Raw genomic sequence first — 20,947 nt, 5'->3', positions numbered from 1 at the left:
CGTCGGCACTCTGGGGTGTGGGGCCCGCTCGATTCAGTGGCCGCGGGGGGGGTTGTACGGTCGCTCCTCGCGGCGGGCGGCGGGGGCCGGCCTGACGCGCGCGAGCACTTGCCCTTCGTGCTCCAGCACCGGGATCTCGACCCCGAAGCGGCGCTCGAGGTCGCCGTTCCCGGTGATGTCGATCTGGCGCAGGGCGACCGGCTCGTTCCGTGCGACTGCGTCGACCACGCTCTTCATGGCGTCGCACAGGTGGCAGCCCGGCCGTGTGTAGAGCGTGAGCCGCAGCATGGCGCCTTCTCCTACGAGCTGATCCACGCGGTTTCCCGCGCCGAGAGGTCAACCGTGCCGACGACCTCGCCGACTGCGGCGTGGCCGTGGCGCTCCAGATAGTCGGTCACGCCCGCGAGGAGCTTCGGCCAGATACCGGGATCCTCGAAGTTCGCCGTGCCCACCTGCACCGCGTCGGCGCCGGCAATCAGGAACTCGAGCACGTCGCGCGCGGAGGCGATGCCCCCCATGCCGATGATCGGGATGCGCACGGCGGCGCGGCACTCGTACACCATGCGCACGGCGATGGGGCGGATGGCCGGACCGCTCAGGCCGCCGACGACGTTGGACAGCCGCGGGCGTCGCGTCTCCACGTCGATCGCCATCGCGAGAAAGGTGTTGACGAGCGAGACGGCGTCGGCGCCGGCCTCCTCGGCGGCGATCGCGATCGCGGCGACGTCGGTGACGTTCGGCGTCAGCTTGGGAAAGATCGGCAGCGTCGTCGCCGCGCGCACCGCGCGCACGACGTCGCGCACGCCGGTCAGGCTGCAGCCGAAGGTATGGCCTCCCTCGTCGATGTTGGGACAGGAGATGTTGATCTCGATGGCCGCGACGCCGTCCGCGTCGGACAGAATCCGGGCGACCTCGGCGTACTCGTCGACCGTCGAGCCGCAGATGTTGACGATGACGACGGCGCGCCGCGCCTTCAACTCGGGCAGCTTCTCCGCCACGAAGGTCCGCACGCCGATCCCCTGCAGCCCGATCGCGTTGAGCATCCCGCTCGGCGTCTCGACGATGCGGGGCGGCGCGTGTCCCTCGCGGGCCTCGAGGAACAGTCCCTTGACCGCGACGGCGCCCAGCCCCGCCAGATCGACCAGGTCGGCGTACTCGACGCCGTAGCCGAAGCAGCCGCTCGCGGCGATGAGTGGATTCGCCAGGCGCAGGCCGGCGATGTCGACGCTCAGGTCAGGTCGGCCCACGAGACCCGGTTTCCCTCGAAGACCGGCCCTTCCAGGCAGGCCCGGACGAAACGGGCGCCGTCGAGGATCCGCACCACGCAACTGTAGCAGCCGCCGAGCCCGCATCCCATGACCGGTTCCAGCGAGACCTGCACCGGGCGGCCCGCGCCCGCCGCCAGCCCTGCCACCGCGCGCATCATCGGGGTCGGTCCGCAGGCGTACACCATCACCGGGCGGTCCCCGGCAGCAGCCAGCTCGCGCTGCAGAGGAGCCGTCACCCGGCCTGCCTCGCCGCGCGTTCCGTCCTCGGTGGCCAGGACGACTCGTACGCCGAGGCGCTCGAAGAAGGGGACGCGGTACAGGTCTTCGCTCGACCGTCCGCCGTAGAACAGCGTCGTGTCGACGCCGTTCGCATGCAGTGCCTCGGCCAGCGTTGCGAACGGCGCGAGTCCGACCCCGCCGGCCACCATCCAGGCATGCGTCGGCGGACCGACGACCGAGAACGGGGTGCCGAGCGGTCCGAGGCAGCGGATCCGTTCGCCCGGCTCGGCCTGAAAGAGATCGCGCGTGACGGCGCCCACCTGCTTGCTGAGCAGCGAGAGACCGGTCACGGCGCCCCGCGCGTTGCGCAGGATTTCGAAGACCGAGAACGGCCGGCGGAGCAGGGGCTCGCGTCCGAGTGCCCGCTTGACCATCACGAACTGGCCCGGCCGGGTCTGCCGGGCGATGGCCGGCGCTTCGATTTCCAGGACGTTGTACGCGTCGGAGAGGCGGTGGTTGGCCGCTATGCGGGCGTCCACATCGACCGGTGAGGCCACCGGCGGAGTATACCCGAGGGCCGGGCCCCGGGCCGGGCGATGCCGCGCCGACGGGGCGCGATCTTGCGCGGCCGGCACGGCCGGGCTACGATCCTGCCGACTCTTTAAGCGCGTCCCCGCGAGGTCGCAAAGAGGTGCCAGCCGCAGAGTCCGCGCGCCCGTTCTTCCTTGTTCCCTGCCGCTCGTCCGGCGTCCGGAGATCGATCCAATGCCGCTGGTGATGGAAGCGGACGGGATTCAGCGCGCCCTCGTGCGCATCGCGCACGAGATCGTGGAGCGCAACCGGGGCGTCGGCGATGTCGCTCTCGTCGGCATCCGGCGCCGCGGAGTCCCGATCGCGCAGCGGCTCGCCCGTACCCTGCTGGAGATAGCCGGCCGCGAGGTGCCGACCGGCGCGCTCGACATCACGTTGTACCGCGACGATCTGATGCGGCACGCGGTCGGGCCGCAGCCGGTGCTGCGGCGCACCGAGATTCCCTTCTCCATCGATGATCGGCGCATCCTGCTCGTCGACGACGTGCTGTATACCGGCCGTACGACGCGCGCCGCTCTCGACGCGCTCATCGACTTCGGGCGCCCGCGGAGCATCCAGCTCGTGGTGATGGTCGATAGAGGTCACCGGGAGCTGCCGATCAGGGCCGACTACGTGGGGAAGAACGTGCCGACCTCGGCCCGCCAGAGCGTGCAGGTGAAGTTGATCGAGCAGGACGGTGTGGACGAGGTGGCGATCGGCGGGATCGGCGAACACGAGGAGGGACACGCACCTGGGACCGGGGAAGTCGCGCCATGAACGTCGCTCGCGACGCGCGTGAACCGGTGGCGGGCGGGCAGGTGGAGCCGGCGGCGAGACTGCGGTCGAAGCACCTGCTGAGCGCCGGCGATCTGAGTCGGGAGGAGATCCTGCTCATCCTCGACTCGGCCGAGGCGATGAAGGAGGTCGGCGCCCGACGCATCAAGAAGGTGCCGACGCTGCGGGGCGCCACCGTCGTGAACCTGTTCCTGGAGCCGAGCACGCGGACGCGCACGTCCTTCGAGATCGCCGAGAAGCGTCTCAGCGCCGATACCCTCAACATCGCGGGCGGCACGTCCAGCCTGCTGAAAGGGGAGACGCTGGTCGATACCGCGCGCACGCTCGAGGCGATGGCGCCGGACATGGTCGTCCTGCGGCATGCCGCGTCCGGCGCCTGCCACCTGCTGGCCGGCGCCTGCGACGCGCGGGTCATCAACGCGGGCGACGGCATGCACGAGCATCCTACCCAGGCGCTGCTCGACGCATTCACGATCCGCGAGCACAAGACCCGCTTCGAGGGACTCAAGGTCGCCATCGTCGGCGACCTCCTGCACAGTCGGGTGCTGCGGTCGAACATGCTGCTGCTGTCCGCTCTCGGAGCCGACGTCTGGGTCTGCGGCCCGCGTACGCTGATGCTGCCCGGTGTCGAGGGCTTCGGCGTGCGGGCGACCACGTCGCTCGACCGGGCGCTGGAGGATGCGGACGTGGTGATGTTGCTGCGCGTGCAGGCGGAACGGATGCAGGGCCACTTCTTCCCTTCGCGCCGCGAGTACTTCACCACCTTCGGGCTGACGGCGGAACGGCTCCAGCGCGCCAGGCCCGACGTCATCGTGATGCATCCGGGGCCGATGAACCGCGGCGTCGAGATCGCCTCCGACGTGGCGGACGGTCCGGTGTCGGTCATCCTCGAGCAGGTGGCGAACGGCGTCGCGGTGCGGATGGCGGTGCTCTATCTGCTGGCCGGATCCGATGCGGACGAAGGAGCGGAATGACGATGCAGGCGGTCGTTCTCAAGGGCGGGCAGGTCGTCGACCCCGTGCAGGGAATCAACGGTGTGGTGGATGTCCGCATCGACGAGGGGGGACGGGTGGCGGCGGTCGGCGCCGACCTCCCGCTCGACGGCGCGGCGCCGGTGGAGGTGCCGGCCGGGTTCGTCGTCTGTCCCGGCTTCATCGACATGCACGTCCACTTCCGGGAGCCGGGGCAGGAGCACAAGGAGTCGATCGCGAGCGGCGTTGCCGCCGCCGTGGCGGGGGGGTTCGCGGCGGCGGCCTGCATGCCGAACACCGATCCGGTCAACGACCATGTCGGCGTCACCGAGGAGATCGTCCGCAAGGCGGCCGACGCCGGGCTCGCCAGGGTCTATCCGATCGGCGCGGTGTCGGTGGGCTCGCAGGGGGAGCGGATGACCGAGATCCGGGCTCTCCGCGAGGCCGGCTGCGTGGGCATCTCCGACGATGGTCATCCGGTTGCCGACGCGCTTCTCATGCGGCGGGCGCTCGAGTACGTGTCGATGTTCGGGATGCCGGTCATCAACCACTGCGAGGAGCCTTCGCTGGCGGCCGGCTGCGTCGTGCACGAAGGTCATCGCGCGTCCGCCCTCGGTCTGCGCGGCCAGCCCGGAGAGACCGAATCGATCATGGTCGAGCGGGACGTCAGCCTGAGCGGGCTGACCGGCGGGGCGGTCCACGTGGCGCACATGAGCGCCGGAGAGTCGCTGCGCGCGGTGCGCTCGGGCAAGGAGCGCGGCATCGCGGTGACGTGCGAGGTGACCCCGCACCATTTCATCCTGACCGACGAGGACCTGCGCTACGACACCAACTTCAAGATGAACCCGCCCTTGCGCGCCGCCGCGGACCGCGATGCGATGCTGGAAGGGCTCGCGGACGGCAGCATCGACGCCATCGCCACCGACCACGCGCCCCACCACGCCGACGAGAAGGCGGTGGAGTTCGACCGGGCGCCGTTCGGCATCATCGGTCTGGAGACGGCGGTGTCGCTTTCGCTGGATCGCCTCGTTCATCGCGGCGTGCTGTCGATGAGCCGTCTCGTCGAGCTCTACGCGCCGAATCCGGCACGGATCCTGGGAGTCGAGGGCGGGACGCTGAAGCCCGGCGCAGCGGCCGACATCACGATCCTCGCGCCGGACACCGCGGTGGAGGTGGCCGCCGACCGGTTCCGCTCGAAGGCGCGCAACACGCCCTTCGACGGCTGGCGGTTGCGCGGCGCGGTGGCCGCCACCGTCGTCGGGGGGCGGGTCGTCTACATCAACGAGACGGTGCCCGAGGCGGCGGCGCTGGCGTGGCCGGCGCCCTGACCCGGGAAGGGCCGCTCGTCCGCGGCGCGGTCTCCGACGTTCTTCCCGTGCCCTGGATTCACGGCGTACCCGGTGGGTCGGCACGGTTCGCCGCCGGGCCGGTTCCCGCCACCGCGGCGTAGACCGCCGCGGTCTCGCCGACCATCCGCTCCGCGCTGAAGGCGGCACGGGCGCGCCGGCGCCCCGCGGCGCCGAATGCCCTCCGCTCGACGGTGTTGCGCAGCAGGCAGGCCATGGCCCGCGCCATCGCGGGGGCGTCGCCCGGCGGCGCGAGCAGTCCCGTTTCCCCCTCCACGACACTCTCGGGGATGCCTCCGGCGCGGGTGCCGACCACGGCCAGCCCGGCCGCCATCGCGTCCAGGACGGAAGTGCCGAGCCCTTCGGTGATCGAGCTCATGACGAAGAGATCGAGTCCCTTCAGCACGGACGGCACGTCGGATCGGAACCCGGTGAGAATCACGCGGCCTTCCAGGCGCAGGCGCCGGATCTGACGCGCGAGCGCGCCCGCGAGCTCCCCGGCGCCGACGATCAGGACCCGTGCGTCGGGGATCTCGCGAACGAGCTGCGCCGCGGCGTCGACCAGATGGCGCTGGCCCTTGTGCGGCACGAGCGCGGCGACGTTGCCCGCGACCGGGCAGCCCGGAGGCAGATCGAACTCGCGGTGGAGATCGAGGCGTGGCGCCCGTTCGATCCGGTCGATGTCGATTCCCTCGTGCACCACGGTGGTCCGCGCCGCCGGCACGCCGTCGGCGGCCAGCATGTCCCGGATGGCGGACGACGCGCAGATGAAGCGGTCCACCTGGCGGTACTTCCAGCGGGAGAAGGCGTTGCCGCGGACGTGGAAGTCGACGCGGCGGGAGGCGATCAGGGGCGGCGCCGCGCGCCGTCCCGCCAGCGTCCGGGCGAGTGCCGCCATGGCGATCGCGTGGGCGTCGTGGGCATGGATCACGTCCGGCGCGAGGTCGCGGACCAGGCGGGAGAGTCTCCAGGCGGCGCGCAGGTCCAGATCCCCGCGCGGCGCGAGTGCGTGCAGGTCGCCGCCCTCCGCCGCGCGCCGGAACAACTCGCCCCGCGGTTGGGCGGCCAGGGCGGCGCGCTCGCCTCGCCGGCGCAGGCCGCGCACCGTCAGCAGCGCCTGGTGCTGCCCGCCGCGCCACGTGCGGGCCGTGTCGACATGCAGAGAGAACATCGCTGAGGCGTTCCGGCTCACCGCGGTCAGTCGCGGTCGCTCCCGCCGCCGCGTTGGCGCTCCCACAGTTTCACGAACTTGAGGAAGACGTAGCCGGCGTTCAGCATGGAGATGATCAATCCGTGCATGCCATCGCGCACGCCGCGCCGGACGACGTAGTTGCGCAGGAACGCCGCGAGGGGGCGGGCGGCCACATCCACCCATCCGGCGCGGCGCCCGTCGCGGTGCATCTGGCGGGCCGCGAGCGTGGTGTAGCGGTCGATGGTCTGCAGGTGGTGGGAGACGTCGCGGTACGCGTGGTGCTCCAGCTCTCCCTGCAACCGGTCCACGGGACCGTCGACCGCGACCGACTCGTGCACCAGCCGTTCGTTCCAGCGGGCGTTGCGGCGGTCGTAGAGGCGCAACGGGAGGTCGGGGTGCCAGTCGGTGGAACGGATCCAACGGCCGAGATAGCGCGTCACGCGCGGAATGCGGTACCCGCGCGCAGCCGGCTCGTGGCGCAGCAGCGCCTGAATCTCGTGCGCGAGAGAAGGCGAGACGCGTTCGTCGGCGTCGAGCGACAGCACCCAGTCGTGCGCCGCAAGCCCCGTCGCATGGTTCTTCTGTGCGCCGTAGCCGGCCCACTCGCGCGTGGTGACGCGGTCCGCGATCTCGCGCGCGATGCGCATGGTGTCGTCGGTGCTCCCGGAATCGACCACGACCAGCTCGTCGGCCCAGCGGACCGATCGGAGCGCGGCGCGAATGTTGCCGGCTTCGTTTCTCGTGATCACGACCACCGAGAGGCGGGGCATGGGAACAGGCCCGAGTCTAGGAGCCTGCGCCGCAGAACGCAACGCAGTGCGTTGCGCGGTGCAGATTCCTGGGGCGGTGGGGCTGGGGCCGAACACGGAGCTCGCGACGGGTTCGGCGGCGCTATCAAAGCGCCTCTGTATACTTGCTCGCGCGCCAGCGATGCGCACCATCAAGCTCACTCTCGCCTACGACGGGACCGACTACGTGGGCTGGCAGCGCCAGGCGCGGGGACGCTCCATACAGGGCGAGGTGGAGCGGGCGCTCGCGGAGATCGAGGGGCGGGCGGTGGTCGCCGTCGGTGCGGGACGTACCGACGCCGGCGTACACGCGCTCGGACAGGTGGCCGGCGTGCAGCTTGCGCACGCCATCGAGACGCCCGCCCTCGTCCGGGCGGTCAACGCGAAGCTGCCGCCCGACATCCGCGTGCTCGCGGCCGAGGCGGCGTCCGCCGGCTTCCACGCGCGCTACGCGGCGCGCCGCAAGACCTACCGGTACAACCTGGTCTCCGGGGCCGTCGCGAGCCCGTTCGGCCGGCGCTATGCCTGGCACGTCCGGCCCGCGCTCGACGTCGAGGCCATGCGCGCCGCCGCGGCGGCGTTCGGAGGGCGTCACGACTTCGCGGCGTTCCAGGCCGTGGGGACGGAGGTGGCATCGTCGGTACGGACCGTACGGTCCGTGTCCGTCGAGCCCGCGAACATCGTTCTCGGCGCGCCGTCGCCGGCCGGGAAGCCGGGACTGACGATAGACGTCGTCGGAGACGGCTTCCTCAGGCACATGGTGCGGATCATGGTCGGCACCCTCGTCGCGGTCGGATCCGGCCGCGTCCCGGCGACCCAGGTCCGAGCGATCCTGGCGTCGCGGTCGCGGGAGCGCGCGGGGCCGACGGCGCCGCCGCACGGACTGTTCCTGGTCGCCGTCGACTACTGATTTATCATAGGAACAGAATGGGCCTGCACGACGTACTGGCGTGGGCGCCGGCCGGATCCGTCGAGGCCCGTCTCGCGCGGCAGGTGGATTTCGAGCGCCTGCCGGCGCACATCGCGGTCATCATGGACGGGAACGGACGCTGGGCCGCCCGCCGGCGCCTCCCGCGCGTCGAAGGGCATCGCGCCGGCATCGATTCGGTGCGTGAAACGGTGGAGTTGTCCGCGCGGCTCGGCATCGAGGTCCTTACCCTCTACGCCTTCTCGGTGGACAACTGGAAGCGTCCGCCCGCGGAGGTGCGGGGCCTGATGGGGCTCCTCAAGCGCTATCTGCGGCTGGAGATCGCCACCCTCATGGCCAACGACATCCGGCTCAAGGTCATCGGCAGCGAAACGGAGCTCGCGCCGGACGTGCGGGTGGAGCTCGATGCCGCGCAGGAGCGGACCGGCGGCAACGCCGGCATGGTCTTCAACATCGCGCTCAATTACGGCGGCCGGGCCGAGATCGTCGCGGCGGTCCGTCGCGCTCTGCAGGCCGGTGTCGAGCCGCACGACCTGGACGAAGCACGATTCGCGGGACTGCTGTACACGGCAGGCCAGCCGGACCCCGACCTGCTGATCCGGACCAGCGGAGAGATGCGCATCAGCAACTTCCTGCTCTGGCAGATTGCCTACTCGGAGATCTGGGTGACCGACACCTACTGGCCCGACTTCCGCGCCCGGCACCTCCTGGAAGCGGTGGTCGCCTACCAGAAGCGCGAGCGCCGCTACGGCGGCATCGAGCAGGAGCCGGCGGTCGTCGGCCGCCAAGCGTGACCAGAGTCCTCAGCGGCGTCGCGCTTGGCGCTCTCTTCGTGGGCGGTATCTGGTTCCTTCCGCCGGCCGCCGCGGTCGTGCTGGCCGGCTGCGTGCTGCTGCTGGCGTTCGTGGAGTACGTCGGCTTGGCGCGATCCGCGGGGACGTCGTTCCCCACGGTCCCCAGCGGCGTGGCGACGCTGGCGACTGCGGGGGCGGTCGTCCTGGCTCCCGGCGCGCTCGTGGTGGTCGCAATGGCCGGCGGGCTGCTGATCGCGGTGGCGGTGCTCGCCGAGACCCGCCGCGAAGGTGCGCTGGCCGCCGCCGGGGCCGCGGCCTTCCCCCTGCTCTACTTGGGGCTGCCCGTCGGCGCAATCGCGGCGCTCCTGGTGGACGCGGGCCGCGAAGTCGTGCTGTTGTTGATTGCGACGATCGTCGCGAGCGACACATTGCAGTACTACGGAGGGCGCCGGTTCGGAAGCAGACGGCTCGCGCCCGCGGTGAGCCCCGGCAAGACGGTCGAGGGAGCGGTGTGCGGCTTCGTCGCGGCCGCGCTGACGGTTGCCTGCGCCGGGGCGTGGTGGTTGCCCGGCCTGGATGCTCCCGCCCGCGTCGTCCTCGGCATGACGCTCGGGGCGGCGGGCATGGCCGGCGATCTGTTCGAGTCGCACCTGAAGCGCTCGTCCGGGGTCAAGGACTCCTCGGCTCTCATTCCGGGGCACGGCGGGGTGCTCGACCGGATAGACGCGCTGCTGTTCGCCGCGCCGGTCTACTACACCGTGGTGACGTTCGCCGGGGGGCGCCTGCCGTGAAGCGGATCGCCATTCTCGGCTCGACCGGCTCCATCGGCCGGAGCGCGCTCTCGGTGGTGGCCGCGCATCCCGAGCGCCTGGAGGTCGTCGGCCTTGCGGCCGGGCGCAACGTCGAGCGGTTCGCCGAACAGGTCGCCGACCTGCGGCCTGCCGTGGTGGCCCTGGCGGACGACGAGGCGCTGGATCGGCTACGGGTGTCCGGAGCGCTGCCCGCCGCCGCCGACGCCGGAAGCGGCGAGGACGGGCTCGTGCGGGTGGCCACGCATCCGCGTGCGGATCTCGTGCTCTGTGCCTCGGCCGGGACGGCGGCGCTCGGCGCCACGCTGGCCGCCATCGAGGCGGGCAAGACGGTGGCGCTGGCCAACAAGGAAGTGCTGGTGATGGCCGGCCGGCTCATGGTCGAGGCGGCCCGGCGCCGGGGCGTGGCGATTCTCCCGGTCGACAGCGAGCACAACGCCATCCACCAGTGCGTCGACGGGCGCGCGCCGAACGATGTGCTCCGCTACATCCTGACCGCGTCGGGCGGTCCGTTCCGCGGGCGGTCCGCCGCGGAGCTGGCGGCGGTGACGCCGGAGGACGCCCTGCGCCATCCGACGTGGTCGATGGGACCGAAGATCACTATCGATTCCGCGACGCTGATGAACAAGGGGCTCGAGGTGATCGAGGCTCGCTGGCTCTTCGACGCGCCGCCCGATCGCATCGACGTGGTGGTCCATCCGCAGTCGGTCGTGCATTCGCTGGTGGAACTCCGTGACGGATCGGTGATCGCGCAGCTCGGCGTCACCGACATGCGTCTGCCCATCCAGTACGCTTTTTCCCACCCGGAGCGCTGGCCTGCGCCGCTGCCGGCGCTCGATCTGGCCGCTTGCGGACCGCTCGACTTCCAGCCTCCCGACACCGACCGCTTTCCGTGTCTCGGGCTGGCCTACCACGCGCTGCGCGCCGGGACGTCGCTTCCCGCCGTTCTCAACGCGGCGAACGAGGTGGCGGTGGCGGCGTTCCTGGAGCGCCGGCTCCCGTTCACCGCCATTCCGCGCGTGATCGAGACCACTCTCGACGCCGCGGCGGGGCGCGCGCCGGCCGAGCCGGCCGCGTTGGCCGAGGTTCGCGAGGTGGACGCCTGGGCGCGCAGCTTTTCGTCGTCGGTCGCTGGCGGGTAGAATCGAAGAAACTCGTACAGATCGGGTGACCGAACCTTGACCACCCTGCTTGCCTTCCTTTTCGTTCTCGGCGTGCTCGTCTTCGTGCACGAGCTGGGGCACTTTCTGATGGCCCGCCGCCTCGGTGTCCGGGTCCTGACGTTCTCGCTCGGGTTCGGGCCGAAGATTCTCAAGGCCACGCGCGGAGACACCGAGTACTGCGTCAGCGCGATACCACTCGGCGGCTACGTGAAGATGGCCGGCGAGCACGGGGAGGAGAATCGCAGCGGCGCCCCCGACGAGTTCATGTCGAAGACCAAGTGGGAGCGCTTCCTGGTGCTCATCATGGGGCCGGCGATGAATCTCGTCCTCGCCGTGCTCGTCATGTGGCTCGTGCTCTATCAGGGAGCCGAGGAGCCCGCGTACGAGGAGGAGCCGCCCGTCGTCGGGCGCGTGATGGAGGATTCTCCCGCCGCGCGCGCCGGCATCGCCCCCGGCGAGCGGATCGTGAGCGTCGCGGGCCGCGCCGTCGAGACCTGGAACGCGCTGTTCATGGAGGTTCTGCCCCGCGCGGAGCGCGAGATCCCCATCGTGGTGCGCGGTGTGGAGGGGCGGGAACGGACCCTGCAGGTGACCCCGGACGCCCAGACGAGCTTCGAGATGGGCGATCTCGGCATCGGGCCGGCGGTGCACCCGCAGGTCGTGCAGGTCATGCCGAACGAGCCGGCGGACCGGGCCGGGCTCCGGGCGCGCGACGTCATCGAGGCGGTGGACGGCGAGAGCGTCGACCATGCCGAGCTGATCGCGCGTATCAACGCCAGCCCCGACGTGCCGCTGACCCTCACCGTTCGCCGCGCCGGCGAGCCGCTCGAGGTCCGTGTCACGCCCGCGCTGCGCGGCGACATCGGACTGACCGGGATGACGGTCGGGCCGTTCGAGACGCGGATCGTCGAGCCGGGCTTCATCGAGGCGTTCGGCATGAGTCTGGAGCGGAACTACGAGTGGTCCGGGTTGATCTTCCAGACCCTCTGGGGGCTGCTGACCGCGGAGACCTCGCCGCGGCAGCTCGTCGGTCCGGTCGGCATCGCCCAACTGTCCGGCAGCGCCGCCCAGGTGGGTTGGGTGCAGCTCTTCAGCCTCATGGCGATGATCTCGCTCAACCTCGGCATACTGAACCTGCTGCCGATCCCGGTCCTCGACGGCGGCCACATCTTCATCATGGGCATGGAGAGCGTGGCGCGGCGCGATTTCAGCATGCGTGTCAAGGAGCGCATGCTGCTGGCCGGCTTCGTGGTCCTGATGATGTTGATGGTCACGGTGATCTACAACGACCTGACGCGCATCCAGTGGATCGAAGGGCTGATGCCCTGGCGCTAGCGCGACTCCGCTCGCAACCCAATCGCCGGTCGTTCGACAGAGGCGGAAGCGGCCGATGCGCCTGCGCCGTGGCGCCCGCCGACTGCCCGCGCCTCCCTGTACCTGATGCCGATGTCCCTGTTTGCCGCACTCCGCCGCGAGATCCGCCCGACCGTGTCGCTCGCGGCCCCGGTCGTCATCGCCGAGGTCGGCTGGGTGTCGATGCAGATCGTCGACATCGCCATGGTCGGCCGGCTCGGCCCGGAGGCCATCGGCGCGGTCGGCGTCGGCAGCGCACTGTTCCTGGCCCTCAGCGTCTTCGGCATGGGACTGCTGCTCGGCCTCGACACGCTCGTGTCGCAGGCGTTCGGCGCCCGGGACCACGCGGCTTGTGACGGCTGGCTGCGGCACGGGGTCGTCCTGGCGCTGGTCCTGACCGCGCCGCTCGGCCTGCTCGCCTGGATCGCCGGGAGCCGCCTCGACGTGTGGGGCTTCGATCCGGCCGTTCTGGCGCTGGTGCGTCCCTATTTCGGCATCGTCGCCTGGAGCCTGCCGCTGCTGCTGCTGTACGCGGCGTTCCGGCGCTACCTGCAGGCGGTGTCGATGGTCCGGCCGATCATGATCGCGCTGGTCACCGCCAACGTCGTCAACGCCGCCGCCAACTGGGCCCTGATCTTCGGCAACCTGGGCGCTCCGGCCCTGGGCGTCGACGGCGCGGGCTGGGCCACGTGCATCTCCCGCGCCTACATGGTGGTCGTTCTCGCCGTCGCCGTCTCCCGTCGGGGCGTGCGGCCCTGGACGCTGGCCGCCGGGGTGCGGATCGCCGGCCTCCGGCGCCTCCTGGGCCTCGGCTGGCCCGCGGCGACGCAGGCGATGCTCGAGTACGGTGCGTTCGCGGCAGTGACCATGCTGGCCGCGCGGCTCGAGCCGGCGACGCTGGCCGCGCACCAGATCGTCATCAACCTGGCCGGGCTGACCTACATGGTGCCGCTCGGGATCTCGGCGGCCGGCGCCGTCCGTGTCGGGCACGCGGTGGGCCGGCGGGACGCAGCGGGAGCGTCCGGCGCCGGCTGGACCGCGATCGCGGTCGGGACCGCATTCATGGCGTCGGCCGCCGCGATGTTCCTCCTCGTCCCCCGCGCCATTCTGGGGCTGTTCACCGTCGACGCCGGGGTTGTCGAGGTGGGCCTGAGCCTGATTCTTGTCGCGGCGCTGTTCCAGATCTTCGACGGGCTGCAGGGCGTGGCCACCGGGGCGCTCCGGGGCCTCGGCGACACGCGGACCCCGATGCTCCTGAACCTGGCCGGCCACTGGGGGGTCGGGCTGCCCGTCGGCTATCTGCTCTGCTTCGTCGTCGGCTGGGGCGTCCTCGGGCTCTGGATCGGGGTCTCGGCCGGCCTGCTGCTGGTCGGCAGCCTCGTGACAGCGATCTGGTGGGTTCGGGAGCGGGCGCTGACCGGGGCGCTCGCGGGCGAGCCGGCGCCCTGAAGCCGGGTCGGGTCAACGGAGCGCCGCGGACTCCCGACCGACGACCGCGTCGATGGCGGCCGCAAGACCGCATTCGTCGTGGGTCGCCGTGATCTCCCAGCCGAGACGCTTGAGCGGCTCCACCGCGTTGCCCATCACCACGGGCCGGCCCGCGAACTCGAGCATCTCGCGGTCGTTCAGATTGTCGCCCACCGCCATGACCGCGGTGCGGTCGAGCTCGAGGCGGCGGGCATGCTCCCGCAGCGCCGCGCCCTTGGACCAGCCTCCGGCGATCAGGTCGAGCAGGGAGAAGTCGCGCTCCGCATACTCCGTCAGGGTGACGGTGACCTCCGGCGCCTGCGGCAGGCCACGCACCTCGGCGGACAGCGCCCGCATCTGCTCCACGCCGCCGGTGAACGCCACCTGGATCGGATCTTCGGTGAGCGCCGCCTCGATCGGTTCGACGCGGGTCATGAACGTGCGGTTTCGTTCGTAGTACCAGTGCCGCTGGGGATGGCTCCAGTCGATGCGCTCGTAGACGTACTGCCGCGCGTCGGGCCGGTCGAAGAGGATCGCGACCCCGCGATGGCGCGGGCGCATCGCCTCGACGATGGCGCGCGCGGTGTCGCGCGGCACGAGGCGGCTGTCCACGGTGGTTCCGTCCGCCCGCTTGGTCAACGCGCCGTTGCTGACGATGAGGGCAAGCGCGTCCGGCGCATGCTCCGGTGCGAGCGCCTCGGCGATCGGCCGCGCGTGATGGAAGGCGCGGCCGGTCACCAGCACGACCCGGATCCCCTGTTCGATGGCCCGGTGGACGGCCCGGCGGTTGCGCGGCGGCAACGCGCCGCGGCCGTCGAGCAGCGTGCCGTCGATGTCGATGGCGATGAGGCGGATGGGGCTGGCGGGCGGCATGGAACGTGGTGGTCGGATTGCGGTCGCGGTCCGCGGGGTGGCGACGGGACTGCATCGCCCCCCGGGCCGGGAGCGAGGCCAGGCGGCCGGTGCAGCTGGCCCGACAAGCCTCGCCTACGGCTCCGCTTGCTGCCCAACCGGGCCGGGCTGGAAGTCTACGCCGTTCTACGGCGCAGACTGCCAGGGTGACGCCACCGGCTTCCTGGCGTACTTCTCTTCGACGTAATCGTCTATCAGACGGCGGAAGGCCTCGGAGAGCTCGTCGTAGGAGCCGCGCAGCGTCGTCGCGTGTCGGCCGTCCACGTAGACCGGGCAGGTCGGCTCCTCGCCCGTGCCCGGCAGGCTGATCCCGATATTGGCCGCCTTCGATTCGCCCGGGCCGTTGACGACGCAGCCCATGACCGCCACGGTCATCTCCTCGACGCCTTCGTAGTCCGTCTTCCAGGTCGGCATCATCCCGCGCACGTAGCCCTGGATGCGCTCCGCCAGCTCCTGGAACGTCGTGCTGGTGGTTCGGCCGCAGCCGGGGCAGGCGGTGATGCTCGGCGCGAACGACCGCAGTCCGAGCGCCTGCAGCAGCTCGCATGCGGCGTAGACCTCCTCGCGCCGATCGCCGTTCGGGCGCGGCGTCAGCGACACCCGGATCGTGTCGCCGATGCCTTCGTGCAGCAGGATGCCCATGGCCGACGCCGACCACACGAGTCCCTTCACGCCCATGCCCGCCTCGGTCAGCCCGAGGTGCAGCGGCTGCGACGTCTGCGCGGCCAGCGCGCGGTAGACGGCGACGAGATCGCGGGGCCGGGACACCTTGGCCGAGAGGATGATCTGGCTGTCGCGCAGGCCGCTGTCGAGGGCCAGCGCGGTCGATTCGAGGGCGGACACCACCATGCACTCGTTGATGATGTCTTCCGACGTTCGGCCGAGATCGCGATCGGTGTTCTCCTGCATCTTCGCCATGACGAGCTCCTGGTTCAGGGAGCCGCCGTTGACGCCGATGCGCACGGGCTTGCCGCAATCGCGGGCCACCGCGCAGATGGTGGAGAACTGCTCGTCGCGGCGCCGGCCCGTCCCGACGTTGCCCGGATTGATGCGGTACTTGTCGAGCGCCACCGCGCAGGCCGGGTGCCGGGTCAGCAGCAGATGGCCGTTGTAGTGGAAGTCGCCGATGAGCGGCGCCGTGCAGCCGGCGTCCAGCATGCGCTGCTTGATCTCCGGCACGGCGCGCGCCGCGTCGTCCTGGTTGACGGTGACGCGCACCAGCTCGGACCCCGCGCCGGCCAGCTCGATGCACTGCGCGGCAGTCGCCGCCGCGTCGGCGGTGTCGGTCAGCGTCATCGACTGCACCGCCACCGGCGCGCCGCCGCCGATCTGCACGCCGCCGACCGGCACCGGCGTGGTGCGGTGCAGACGGATCTCGGTCGTCACTGCGCGCATGATACCAAGCCGGCGCTTCCGGCTACGCGGCCGGCCGGACGTCGGCCAGCGCCTGGCGGGCCGCCCGCACCGTGCGATCGACGTCGCGCTCGGTGTGGGCGTCCGAGAGGAACCAGCCCTCGAACTGCGAGGGCGGCGGGTAGACGCCCCGCTCGAGCATGGCGCGGAAGAACGCGGCGTACGCGTCGGTGTCGGCCGCGGTCGCCGAGACGTAGTCCGTCACCGGTCCGGCGCTGAAGAAAGGGGTGAGCACCGAGCCGGCGGCGTTGACCGTGAGGGGCACCCCGGCCTCGCGGGCGGCGTCCCGCAGCCCGTCCGCCAGACGGCTCCCGAGCTTGTCCAGCCTGCGGTACAGCGGCGCCGACAGCTTCGACAGCGCCCAGATCCCGGCCGTCATCGCCAGGGGATTGCCCGACAGGGTTCCGGCCTGGTAGACGGGCCCGGCCGGGGATACGCGATCCATAAGGTCGGCCCGTCCGCCGTAGGCGCCCACCGGCAGGCCGCCGCCGATGATCTTGCCGAGGCAGGTCAGGTCCGGCTTCACCCCGTGGACCGCCTGCGCGCCGCCCTTCGACGCGCGAAATCCCGAGATGACCTCGTCGAAGATCAGCACGCTGCCGTGCCGATCGCAGAGGTCGCGCAGCCCGTCGAGGAAGCCGGGAGCCGGCGGCACCACCCCCATGTTGCCGGCGATCGGCTCGACGATGACGGCGGCGATGGCGTCGCGGTGAGCGGAGCAGAGGCGGTCGACGGATTCGACGTCGTTGTAGGTCGCGATCAGCGTGTCGGCCGCGGTGGCGCGGGCGACGCCGGGGCTGGTCGGAACGCCGAGCGTGGTGGCTCCCGAACCCGCCTGCACCAGGAAGGCGTCCCCGTGGCCGTGGTAGCAGCCGGCGAACTTCACGATGCGGTCGCGGCCGGGGGCCGCGCGGGCGACGCGGATGGCGCTCATCGTGGCTTCGGTGCCCGAGTTCACGAACCGCACGCGCTCGATGGACGGAACCAGGCGGCAAACGAGCCGGCCGAGCTCGACCTCCTGCGCGGTGGGGGCGCCGAAGCTGGTGCCGCGACCCGTAGCGGCCCGCAGCACGCGCGTCAGCTCGGGCGGGGCGTGCCCGTGGATGAGCGGACCCCAGGACATCACGTAGTCGACGTAGCTGCGCCCGTCGACGTCGTACAGGCGTGCGCCCCGCGCCCGCTCGATGAAAGGGGGCCGGCCGCCGACCGCGCCGAAGGCGCGCACGGGGCTGTTGACGCCGCCGGGCAGGACCCGGCGCGCGCGGTTGAACAAACGGGAGGATTCGGACTGTGGCATCGGCGAAGCGAAAGATATCATGCCCCCGGCATGGTGGATCCGTGCGACGTCTGCGGCGCGGCCGGTCGCATGAGCCCGCTCGTGGAGGCCGGACTGCCCGGCGTCGGCCCGGTCTGGCTGCATCGGTGCGGCGGCTGCGGGGTCCGGCAGGTACGCCCCCGCCTCTCGCCGGCCGCGCTCGACGTCCTGTACGGCGCCGACTACTTCGATTCGACCGCGACGCACGGCTTCGGAGGGTACGCCCGCCAGCGGCAGCGGTACGATCGCGACGCGTTCTTTCTCGCTCGCGAGCTGCTGCGGCTCCGCCCGGCAGGCCGCTTCCTCGAGGTCGGCAGCGCCCTCGGATTCCTGCTCGCATCGCTCATGCCCATCACCCGCTGGGAGGTGGAAGGCGTCGAGATCTCGACGTTCGGCGCCTGGTACGCCCGCGACCGGTTCGACGCCAGGGTGCACCGGGGCACGCTGGAGGAGGCCTGCCTGCCGGCGGCGGCGTTCGACTACGTGCTGCAGAAGGACTTGCTGGAGCACGTGACGCACCCGCGCCGGCACCTGGAGGAGACCCGGCGGATCATGCGGCCGGGCGCGCGGCTGCGCGTCGTCACCCCGAACGGTGAGGCCGACGTGCGCCCCCTGCAACGCGCCGCGGAGAGGCTGGCGCCCGGTGACGTGCCGGTTCTCGACCAGGGGCACCTGTCGTTCTTCTCGCGGGCGCAGCTCCTGCGGCTGTTCGAGGACGTCGGGTTCCGCGTGCTGCGCGTTCGATCCATCGGAATACGCCGGGGTCTGCGCGCGCTCGGCGCCATTCCCGGCTGGAGCGATGGCACACGCGGGATGCGGCGCACGGATCTGACGGCGGGCGCGGGAACCGCGCAGCACGCCGCAGCAGGGATCGGGCCGGAGCGGCGCGAAGACAAGGCGGCCCGGATCGACGCGGAGATCGCCGCGTGCCGGCGGCGCATCCGCGGCTGGCGGCCCTACTACCATTATCGCCGTCTCGTGAAGCGGCTGGACGCCCTGCCCGGTTCCCTGGCTCTCGGCCGGGACTTCGACGTGCTCGCCGAAAAGCGCTGAGTCCGACGGGGGGGCACCTCCGGTTCACGGCGAATATGAGAGAATGAACGCCGGGAGTTGAGGACATGATCACACGTCGGTTCGCTTTCGTCCTTTGTGCGGCGGCGGTTGTCGTTGCGGGGCTGTCGGTTCCGGCGGCGGCGCAGGACCGCACCATCAACGACGGCGTCTACACGGACCAGCAGGCGACCCGCGGCCGGACCGCGTACCGCGAGCAATGCGCCGCCTGCCACGCTGCCGACCTGTTCGGCGGAGAGATGGCGCCCGGCCTGAAGGGCTCCGGCTTCATCGGCGGGTGGAGCGGCGCGACGCTGTGGGAGTTCGCGGACTTCACGAACGCGACGATGCCGCAGGACGCGCCGGGACGCCTGACGGCGCGGCAGTTGAACGACGTCATCGCGTTCATCCTGCAGTCCAACGACTATCCGGCCGGGGAGGACGAGCTCGCGATCGATATCGCCAACCAGGGCGATCCCATCCGCATCGAGTAGGAGCCCGCGCCGTAGCACGGCGGCAGACTCCCGGCGAGGCTTGGCTGCGGGGCAAGGCGGAGCCGCAAGGTGACGGTTTCCGGGCCGGGCCCCGGAGGCCTGCTCGCTTCAGCGCAGTCCGGCCCGCTCCAGCTCGGCCGCGATTTCGCGGGCCAGCTCCAGGTTCTGGCGCGCCGGGACGTGGTCGGGCTGCAGGCGTAGCGCGCGCTGGAACTGGTCGATCGCCTCGTCCAGAAGGCCGCCCATCGCCAGGACGCTACCCAGGTTGTTGTGGGCCTCGGCCGAGCCGGGCTGCAGCCGCAGGGCCTCGCGGTGGTGGGTCACCGCCTCGTCGAGCCGGCCGAGCTCGCGCAGCGTGTACCCCAGGTTCGTGTGCGCCGCCGCATGGTCGGGCTCCAGCGCGAGCGCCTCGCGGAGATGGCCGGCCGCGTCCTCCAGCCGGCCCTGGGCTAGCCGCACGCTGCCCAGGTTGAAGTGTCCGTCGGCGTAGCCGGGATCCAGCTCCACCACGGTTCGGAATTCCGCCGCCGCCTCGTCCAGCCGGCCCTGGCGCTCGCGCACCGCGCCCAGGCTGGTGCGCGACGGCACGTGCGTCGGATCGGCGCCCAGGCCGGCCAGGTACTGCCGCGCCGCCTCGTCCAGGCGATCCTGCTCCAGCAGGGCGTTGCCGAGCTCGTAGTACGACCACGGATTCGCCGGGTTCCTGCGGATCGCGTGCCGATAGAGCGACTCCCGCAGCAATACCAGGTCGGCGGCGCGGCGCGGCCGCACCTGGAGTTGCAGGTGCGCCATCTCGTCCGACGATCGATTGCCGGCCCGCACCCGCCGGGGCGGATCGTTGGGATTGCGCGGATTGTCGGCCGAGTTGTCGTAGGTGAATCGCATCGAGAGCGTGGTGCCGGCCGGCAGCAGGTACGGCTCGCGCACGCGGTAGACGTCCTGCCAGTCGAAGTCCCACTCGTCGATGCGGATCAGCCACCGCTCGCCGCCGTCGGGCAGCGTCGCCCTGCCCTCCATGGACTTCGCCAGATAGTGCGCGTGGGGATAGACGGCGTGCAACTCGACGTCGATCGGCAACTCGACGGCGTCGGAGACGACGAAGTCGGCAGCGCCCGGTGGGATGTCGAGCAGGTGGTCCGCGTCCAGCCGGATCAGATAGAGGGGCGGCCCCGACGGCGGCGCGTCCGCGAAGTGGAAGCCGGCCACCGGCGCGATGGTCTCCGCGCGGCCCGACGGCAGCATGTGGAGCTGCAGGACGAAGTCGGTGCCGGGGTCGAGGCGCCAGGCGAGTCCGTCGATGCCGGGGTTCGGGGCCATGCCCGGAGTCCAGCCCATCAGGTGCCCGTCCGGCATGAATGCCAGGCCCATCTCCATGCCGCTGAAACCGGGCTCTCCCGGCTGCTCGGCCTCCTCGGCCTCCCGGCGACGTGACGACGTCGTGTCGTCGACCGCCATGATGGCGTGGTGCACGAACCGCGGGTTGCCCGGGCGCAACTCCACCGTCTTGACCCAGCGTGTCTCGCCGACCGGCAGGGGCATGACGAGGTTGCGGAAGACGTCGGGCCCGTCCGCCGGCAGCGTATACGGGGCTGGCAGCGACACCGTCAGGTCCGGTTCGCCCAGCGCCCAGCCGTCGGTGGCGGCGGGCGGCTCCGGGAGATCGGATGCGTCGCCCTCCTCGGTGCCCGACTCGGCCCATGCGGCCAAGGTCGCTATCTGCGTGTCTGTCAGGCGCCGCTCGCCGACGAACTCGCCGAAGCCCGGCTCCGGCAGCCACGGCGGCATGAAGCCGCTCGTCGTGACCTCGGCGATCTGTCGGGCGCGGCGGGCGACGTCATCGTAGCTCAGCAGTGTGAACGGGCCCGAGCCGCCGGGGCGGTGGCACGTCGCGCAGTGCTCGAAGACGATCGGGGCCACGTGGCGCGTGAAGGTGATCGGTCCGGCCGGCAGCGTTTCCGCCGAGCCGTCCGAGGCAGGCGGTTCGGGAGCGGATGGCGTCCCGCATCCGGTAGCGATGAGGCTCGTCACCGCTAACGCCGCAGCCGGCAACGCAGCACGGTGCATGTCCGACAGGGTACTTCAGGTCGTCGATGGGCGTCG

At 71.5% G+C, this 20,947-nt stretch carries 20 protein-coding genes; 11 read left to right on the top strand and 9 right to left on the bottom strand.

The window, feature by feature from the left end:
- Positions 1–33: 33 nt before the first annotated feature.
- Genes F4X11_05960 through F4X11_05950 form a run of 3 tightly spaced genes read right to left on the bottom strand, consistent with a single transcriptional unit; the run spans position 34 to position 2,044 of the window.
- A complete protein-coding gene (locus F4X11_05960) occupies positions 34–288 on the bottom strand; it encodes a glutaredoxin family protein (protein ID MYN64561.1) in 255 nt (84 codons plus the stop codon).
- An 11-nt stretch (positions 289–299) separates the two neighbouring features.
- Positions 300–1,352, bottom strand: a complete 1,053-nt coding sequence (locus tag F4X11_05955) for a dihydroorotate dehydrogenase (protein ID MYN64560.1) — start codon at positions 1,350–1,352, stop codon at positions 300–302.
- Positions 1,229–2,044: a dihydroorotate dehydrogenase electron transfer subunit gene (locus F4X11_05950; GenBank protein MYN64559.1), complete on the bottom strand. Its 816-nt coding sequence runs from the start codon at positions 2,042–2,044 to the stop codon at positions 1,229–1,231. The genes F4X11_05955 and F4X11_05950 overlap by 124 nt, the downstream gene beginning before the upstream one ends.
- A gap of 208 nt (positions 2,045–2,252) precedes the next feature.
- Here F4X11_05950 and pyrR point away from each other — a divergent pair, with 208 nt between their 5' ends.
- From pyrR to F4X11_05935, 3 genes are read left to right on the top strand one after another with little or no spacing between them, the layout of a single operon-like run.
- Positions 2,253–2,834, top strand: a complete 582-nt coding sequence (pyrR, locus tag F4X11_05945) for a bifunctional pyr operon transcriptional regulator/uracil phosphoribosyltransferase PyrR (protein MYN64558.1) — start codon at positions 2,253–2,255, stop codon at positions 2,832–2,834.
- Positions 2,831–3,826, top strand: a complete 996-nt coding sequence (locus tag F4X11_05940; protein ID MYN64557.1) for an aspartate carbamoyltransferase catalytic subunit — start codon at positions 2,831–2,833, stop codon at positions 3,824–3,826. The genes pyrR and F4X11_05940 overlap by 4 nt, the downstream gene beginning before the upstream one ends.
- Before the next feature lie 2 nt (positions 3,827–3,828).
- Positions 3,829–5,151: a dihydroorotase gene (locus F4X11_05935; GenBank protein ID MYN64556.1), complete on the top strand. Its 1,323-nt coding sequence runs from the start codon at positions 3,829–3,831 to the stop codon at positions 5,149–5,151.
- 58 nt (positions 5,152–5,209) lie between these two features.
- On the opposite strand, the gene F4X11_05930 is transcribed toward F4X11_05935, so the two are convergent.
- Both F4X11_05930 and F4X11_05925 read right to left on the bottom strand, forming a co-directional pair.
- Positions 5,210–6,544, bottom strand: a complete 1,335-nt coding sequence (locus F4X11_05930; protein ID MYN64555.1) for a glycosyltransferase — start codon at positions 6,542–6,544, stop codon at positions 5,210–5,212.
- Positions 6,367–7,302, bottom strand: coding sequence for a glycosyltransferase family 2 protein (locus F4X11_05925; GenBank protein ID MYN64554.1), 936 nt, complete (start codon positions 7,300–7,302; stop codon positions 6,367–6,369). Before F4X11_05925 ends, F4X11_05930 begins: the two co-directional genes overlap by 178 nt.
- On the opposite strand from F4X11_05925, the gene truA reads away from it, so the two are divergent.
- The 6 genes from truA to F4X11_05895 all read left to right on the top strand — a co-directional run bounded on the left by truA (position 7,292) and on the right by F4X11_05895 (position 13,645).
- Positions 7,292–8,059, top strand: coding sequence for a tRNA pseudouridine(38-40) synthase TruA (truA, locus tag F4X11_05920; protein MYN64553.1), 768 nt, complete (start codon positions 7,292–7,294; stop codon positions 8,057–8,059). The genes F4X11_05925 and truA overlap by 11 nt on opposite strands.
- 17 nt (positions 8,060–8,076) lie before the next feature.
- Entirely contained in the window at positions 8,077–8,871 is a 795-nt protein-coding gene (locus F4X11_05915; protein MYN64552.1) for an isoprenyl transferase, read from the top strand.
- Positions 8,739–9,662 carry a phosphatidate cytidylyltransferase gene (locus F4X11_05910; GenBank protein ID MYN64551.1) on the top strand — a complete coding sequence of 308 codons (924 nt, stop codon included), beginning with the start codon at positions 8,739–8,741 and terminating at the stop codon, positions 9,660–9,662. Before F4X11_05915 ends, F4X11_05910 begins: the two co-directional genes overlap by 133 nt.
- Positions 9,659–10,822 (top strand): 1-deoxy-D-xylulose-5-phosphate reductoisomerase, encoded by a 1,164-nt coding sequence (locus F4X11_05905; protein ID MYN64550.1) that lies wholly within the window; start codon positions 9,659–9,661, stop codon positions 10,820–10,822. Before F4X11_05910 ends, F4X11_05905 begins: the two co-directional genes overlap by 4 nt.
- 36 nt (positions 10,823–10,858) lie before the next feature.
- Positions 10,859–12,178: an RIP metalloprotease RseP gene (gene rseP / locus F4X11_05900; GenBank protein MYN64549.1), complete on the top strand. Its 1,320-nt coding sequence runs from the start codon at positions 10,859–10,861 to the stop codon at positions 12,176–12,178.
- Positions 12,179–12,283: 105 nt separating this feature from the next.
- Positions 12,284–13,645 (top strand): MATE family efflux transporter, encoded by a 1,362-nt coding sequence (locus tag F4X11_05895; protein MYN64548.1) that lies wholly within the window; start codon positions 12,284–12,286, stop codon positions 13,643–13,645.
- A 12-nt stretch (positions 13,646–13,657) separates the two neighbouring features.
- Here F4X11_05895 and F4X11_05890 read toward each other — a convergent pair whose 3' ends face one another.
- The 3 genes from F4X11_05890 to hemL all read right to left on the bottom strand — a co-directional run bounded on the left by F4X11_05890 (position 13,658) and on the right by hemL (position 17,285).
- Positions 13,658–14,536 carry an HAD-IIB family hydrolase gene (locus tag F4X11_05890; protein MYN64547.1) on the bottom strand — a complete coding sequence of 293 codons (879 nt, stop codon included), beginning with the start codon at positions 14,534–14,536 and terminating at the stop codon, positions 13,658–13,660.
- A gap of 165 nt (positions 14,537–14,701) precedes the next feature.
- Positions 14,702–15,970, bottom strand: coding sequence for a flavodoxin-dependent (E)-4-hydroxy-3-methylbut-2-enyl-diphosphate synthase (ispG, locus tag F4X11_05885; GenBank protein MYN64546.1), 1,269 nt, complete (start codon positions 15,968–15,970; stop codon positions 14,702–14,704).
- Between the two features lie 22 nt (positions 15,971–15,992).
- Positions 15,993–17,285: a glutamate-1-semialdehyde-2,1-aminomutase gene (hemL, locus tag F4X11_05880; GenBank protein ID MYN64545.1), complete on the bottom strand. Its 1,293-nt coding sequence runs from the start codon at positions 17,283–17,285 to the stop codon at positions 15,993–15,995.
- A gap of 30 nt (positions 17,286–17,315) precedes the next feature.
- Here hemL and F4X11_05875 point away from each other — a divergent pair, with 30 nt between their 5' ends.
- The gene (locus F4X11_05875; GenBank protein ID MYN64544.1) at positions 17,316–18,356 is read left to right on the top strand and encodes a class I SAM-dependent methyltransferase; all 1,041 of its coding nucleotides are present in this window, start codon (positions 17,316–17,318) and stop codon (positions 18,354–18,356) included.
- A gap of 65 nt (positions 18,357–18,421) precedes the next feature.
- On the top strand, positions 18,422–18,847 hold the full coding sequence (locus F4X11_05870) for a cytochrome c (GenBank protein ID MYN64543.1): 426 nt from the start codon (positions 18,422–18,424) through the stop codon (positions 18,845–18,847).
- Between the two features lie 108 nt (positions 18,848–18,955).
- Here F4X11_05870 and F4X11_05865 read toward each other — a convergent pair whose 3' ends face one another.
- Entirely contained in the window at positions 18,956–20,911 is a 1,956-nt protein-coding gene (locus F4X11_05865) for a tetratricopeptide repeat protein (protein MYN64542.1), read from the bottom strand.
- Positions 20,912–20,947 lie beyond the last annotated feature (36 nt).

Source organism: Acidobacteriota bacterium (assembly GCA_009861545.1).
Lineage (GTDB): Bacteria > Acidobacteriota > Vicinamibacteria > Vicinamibacterales > UBA8438 > WTFV01.
Note: the sequence above shows the minus strand (reverse complement) of the source record. Positions and strands in the feature narration are given on the sequence as shown.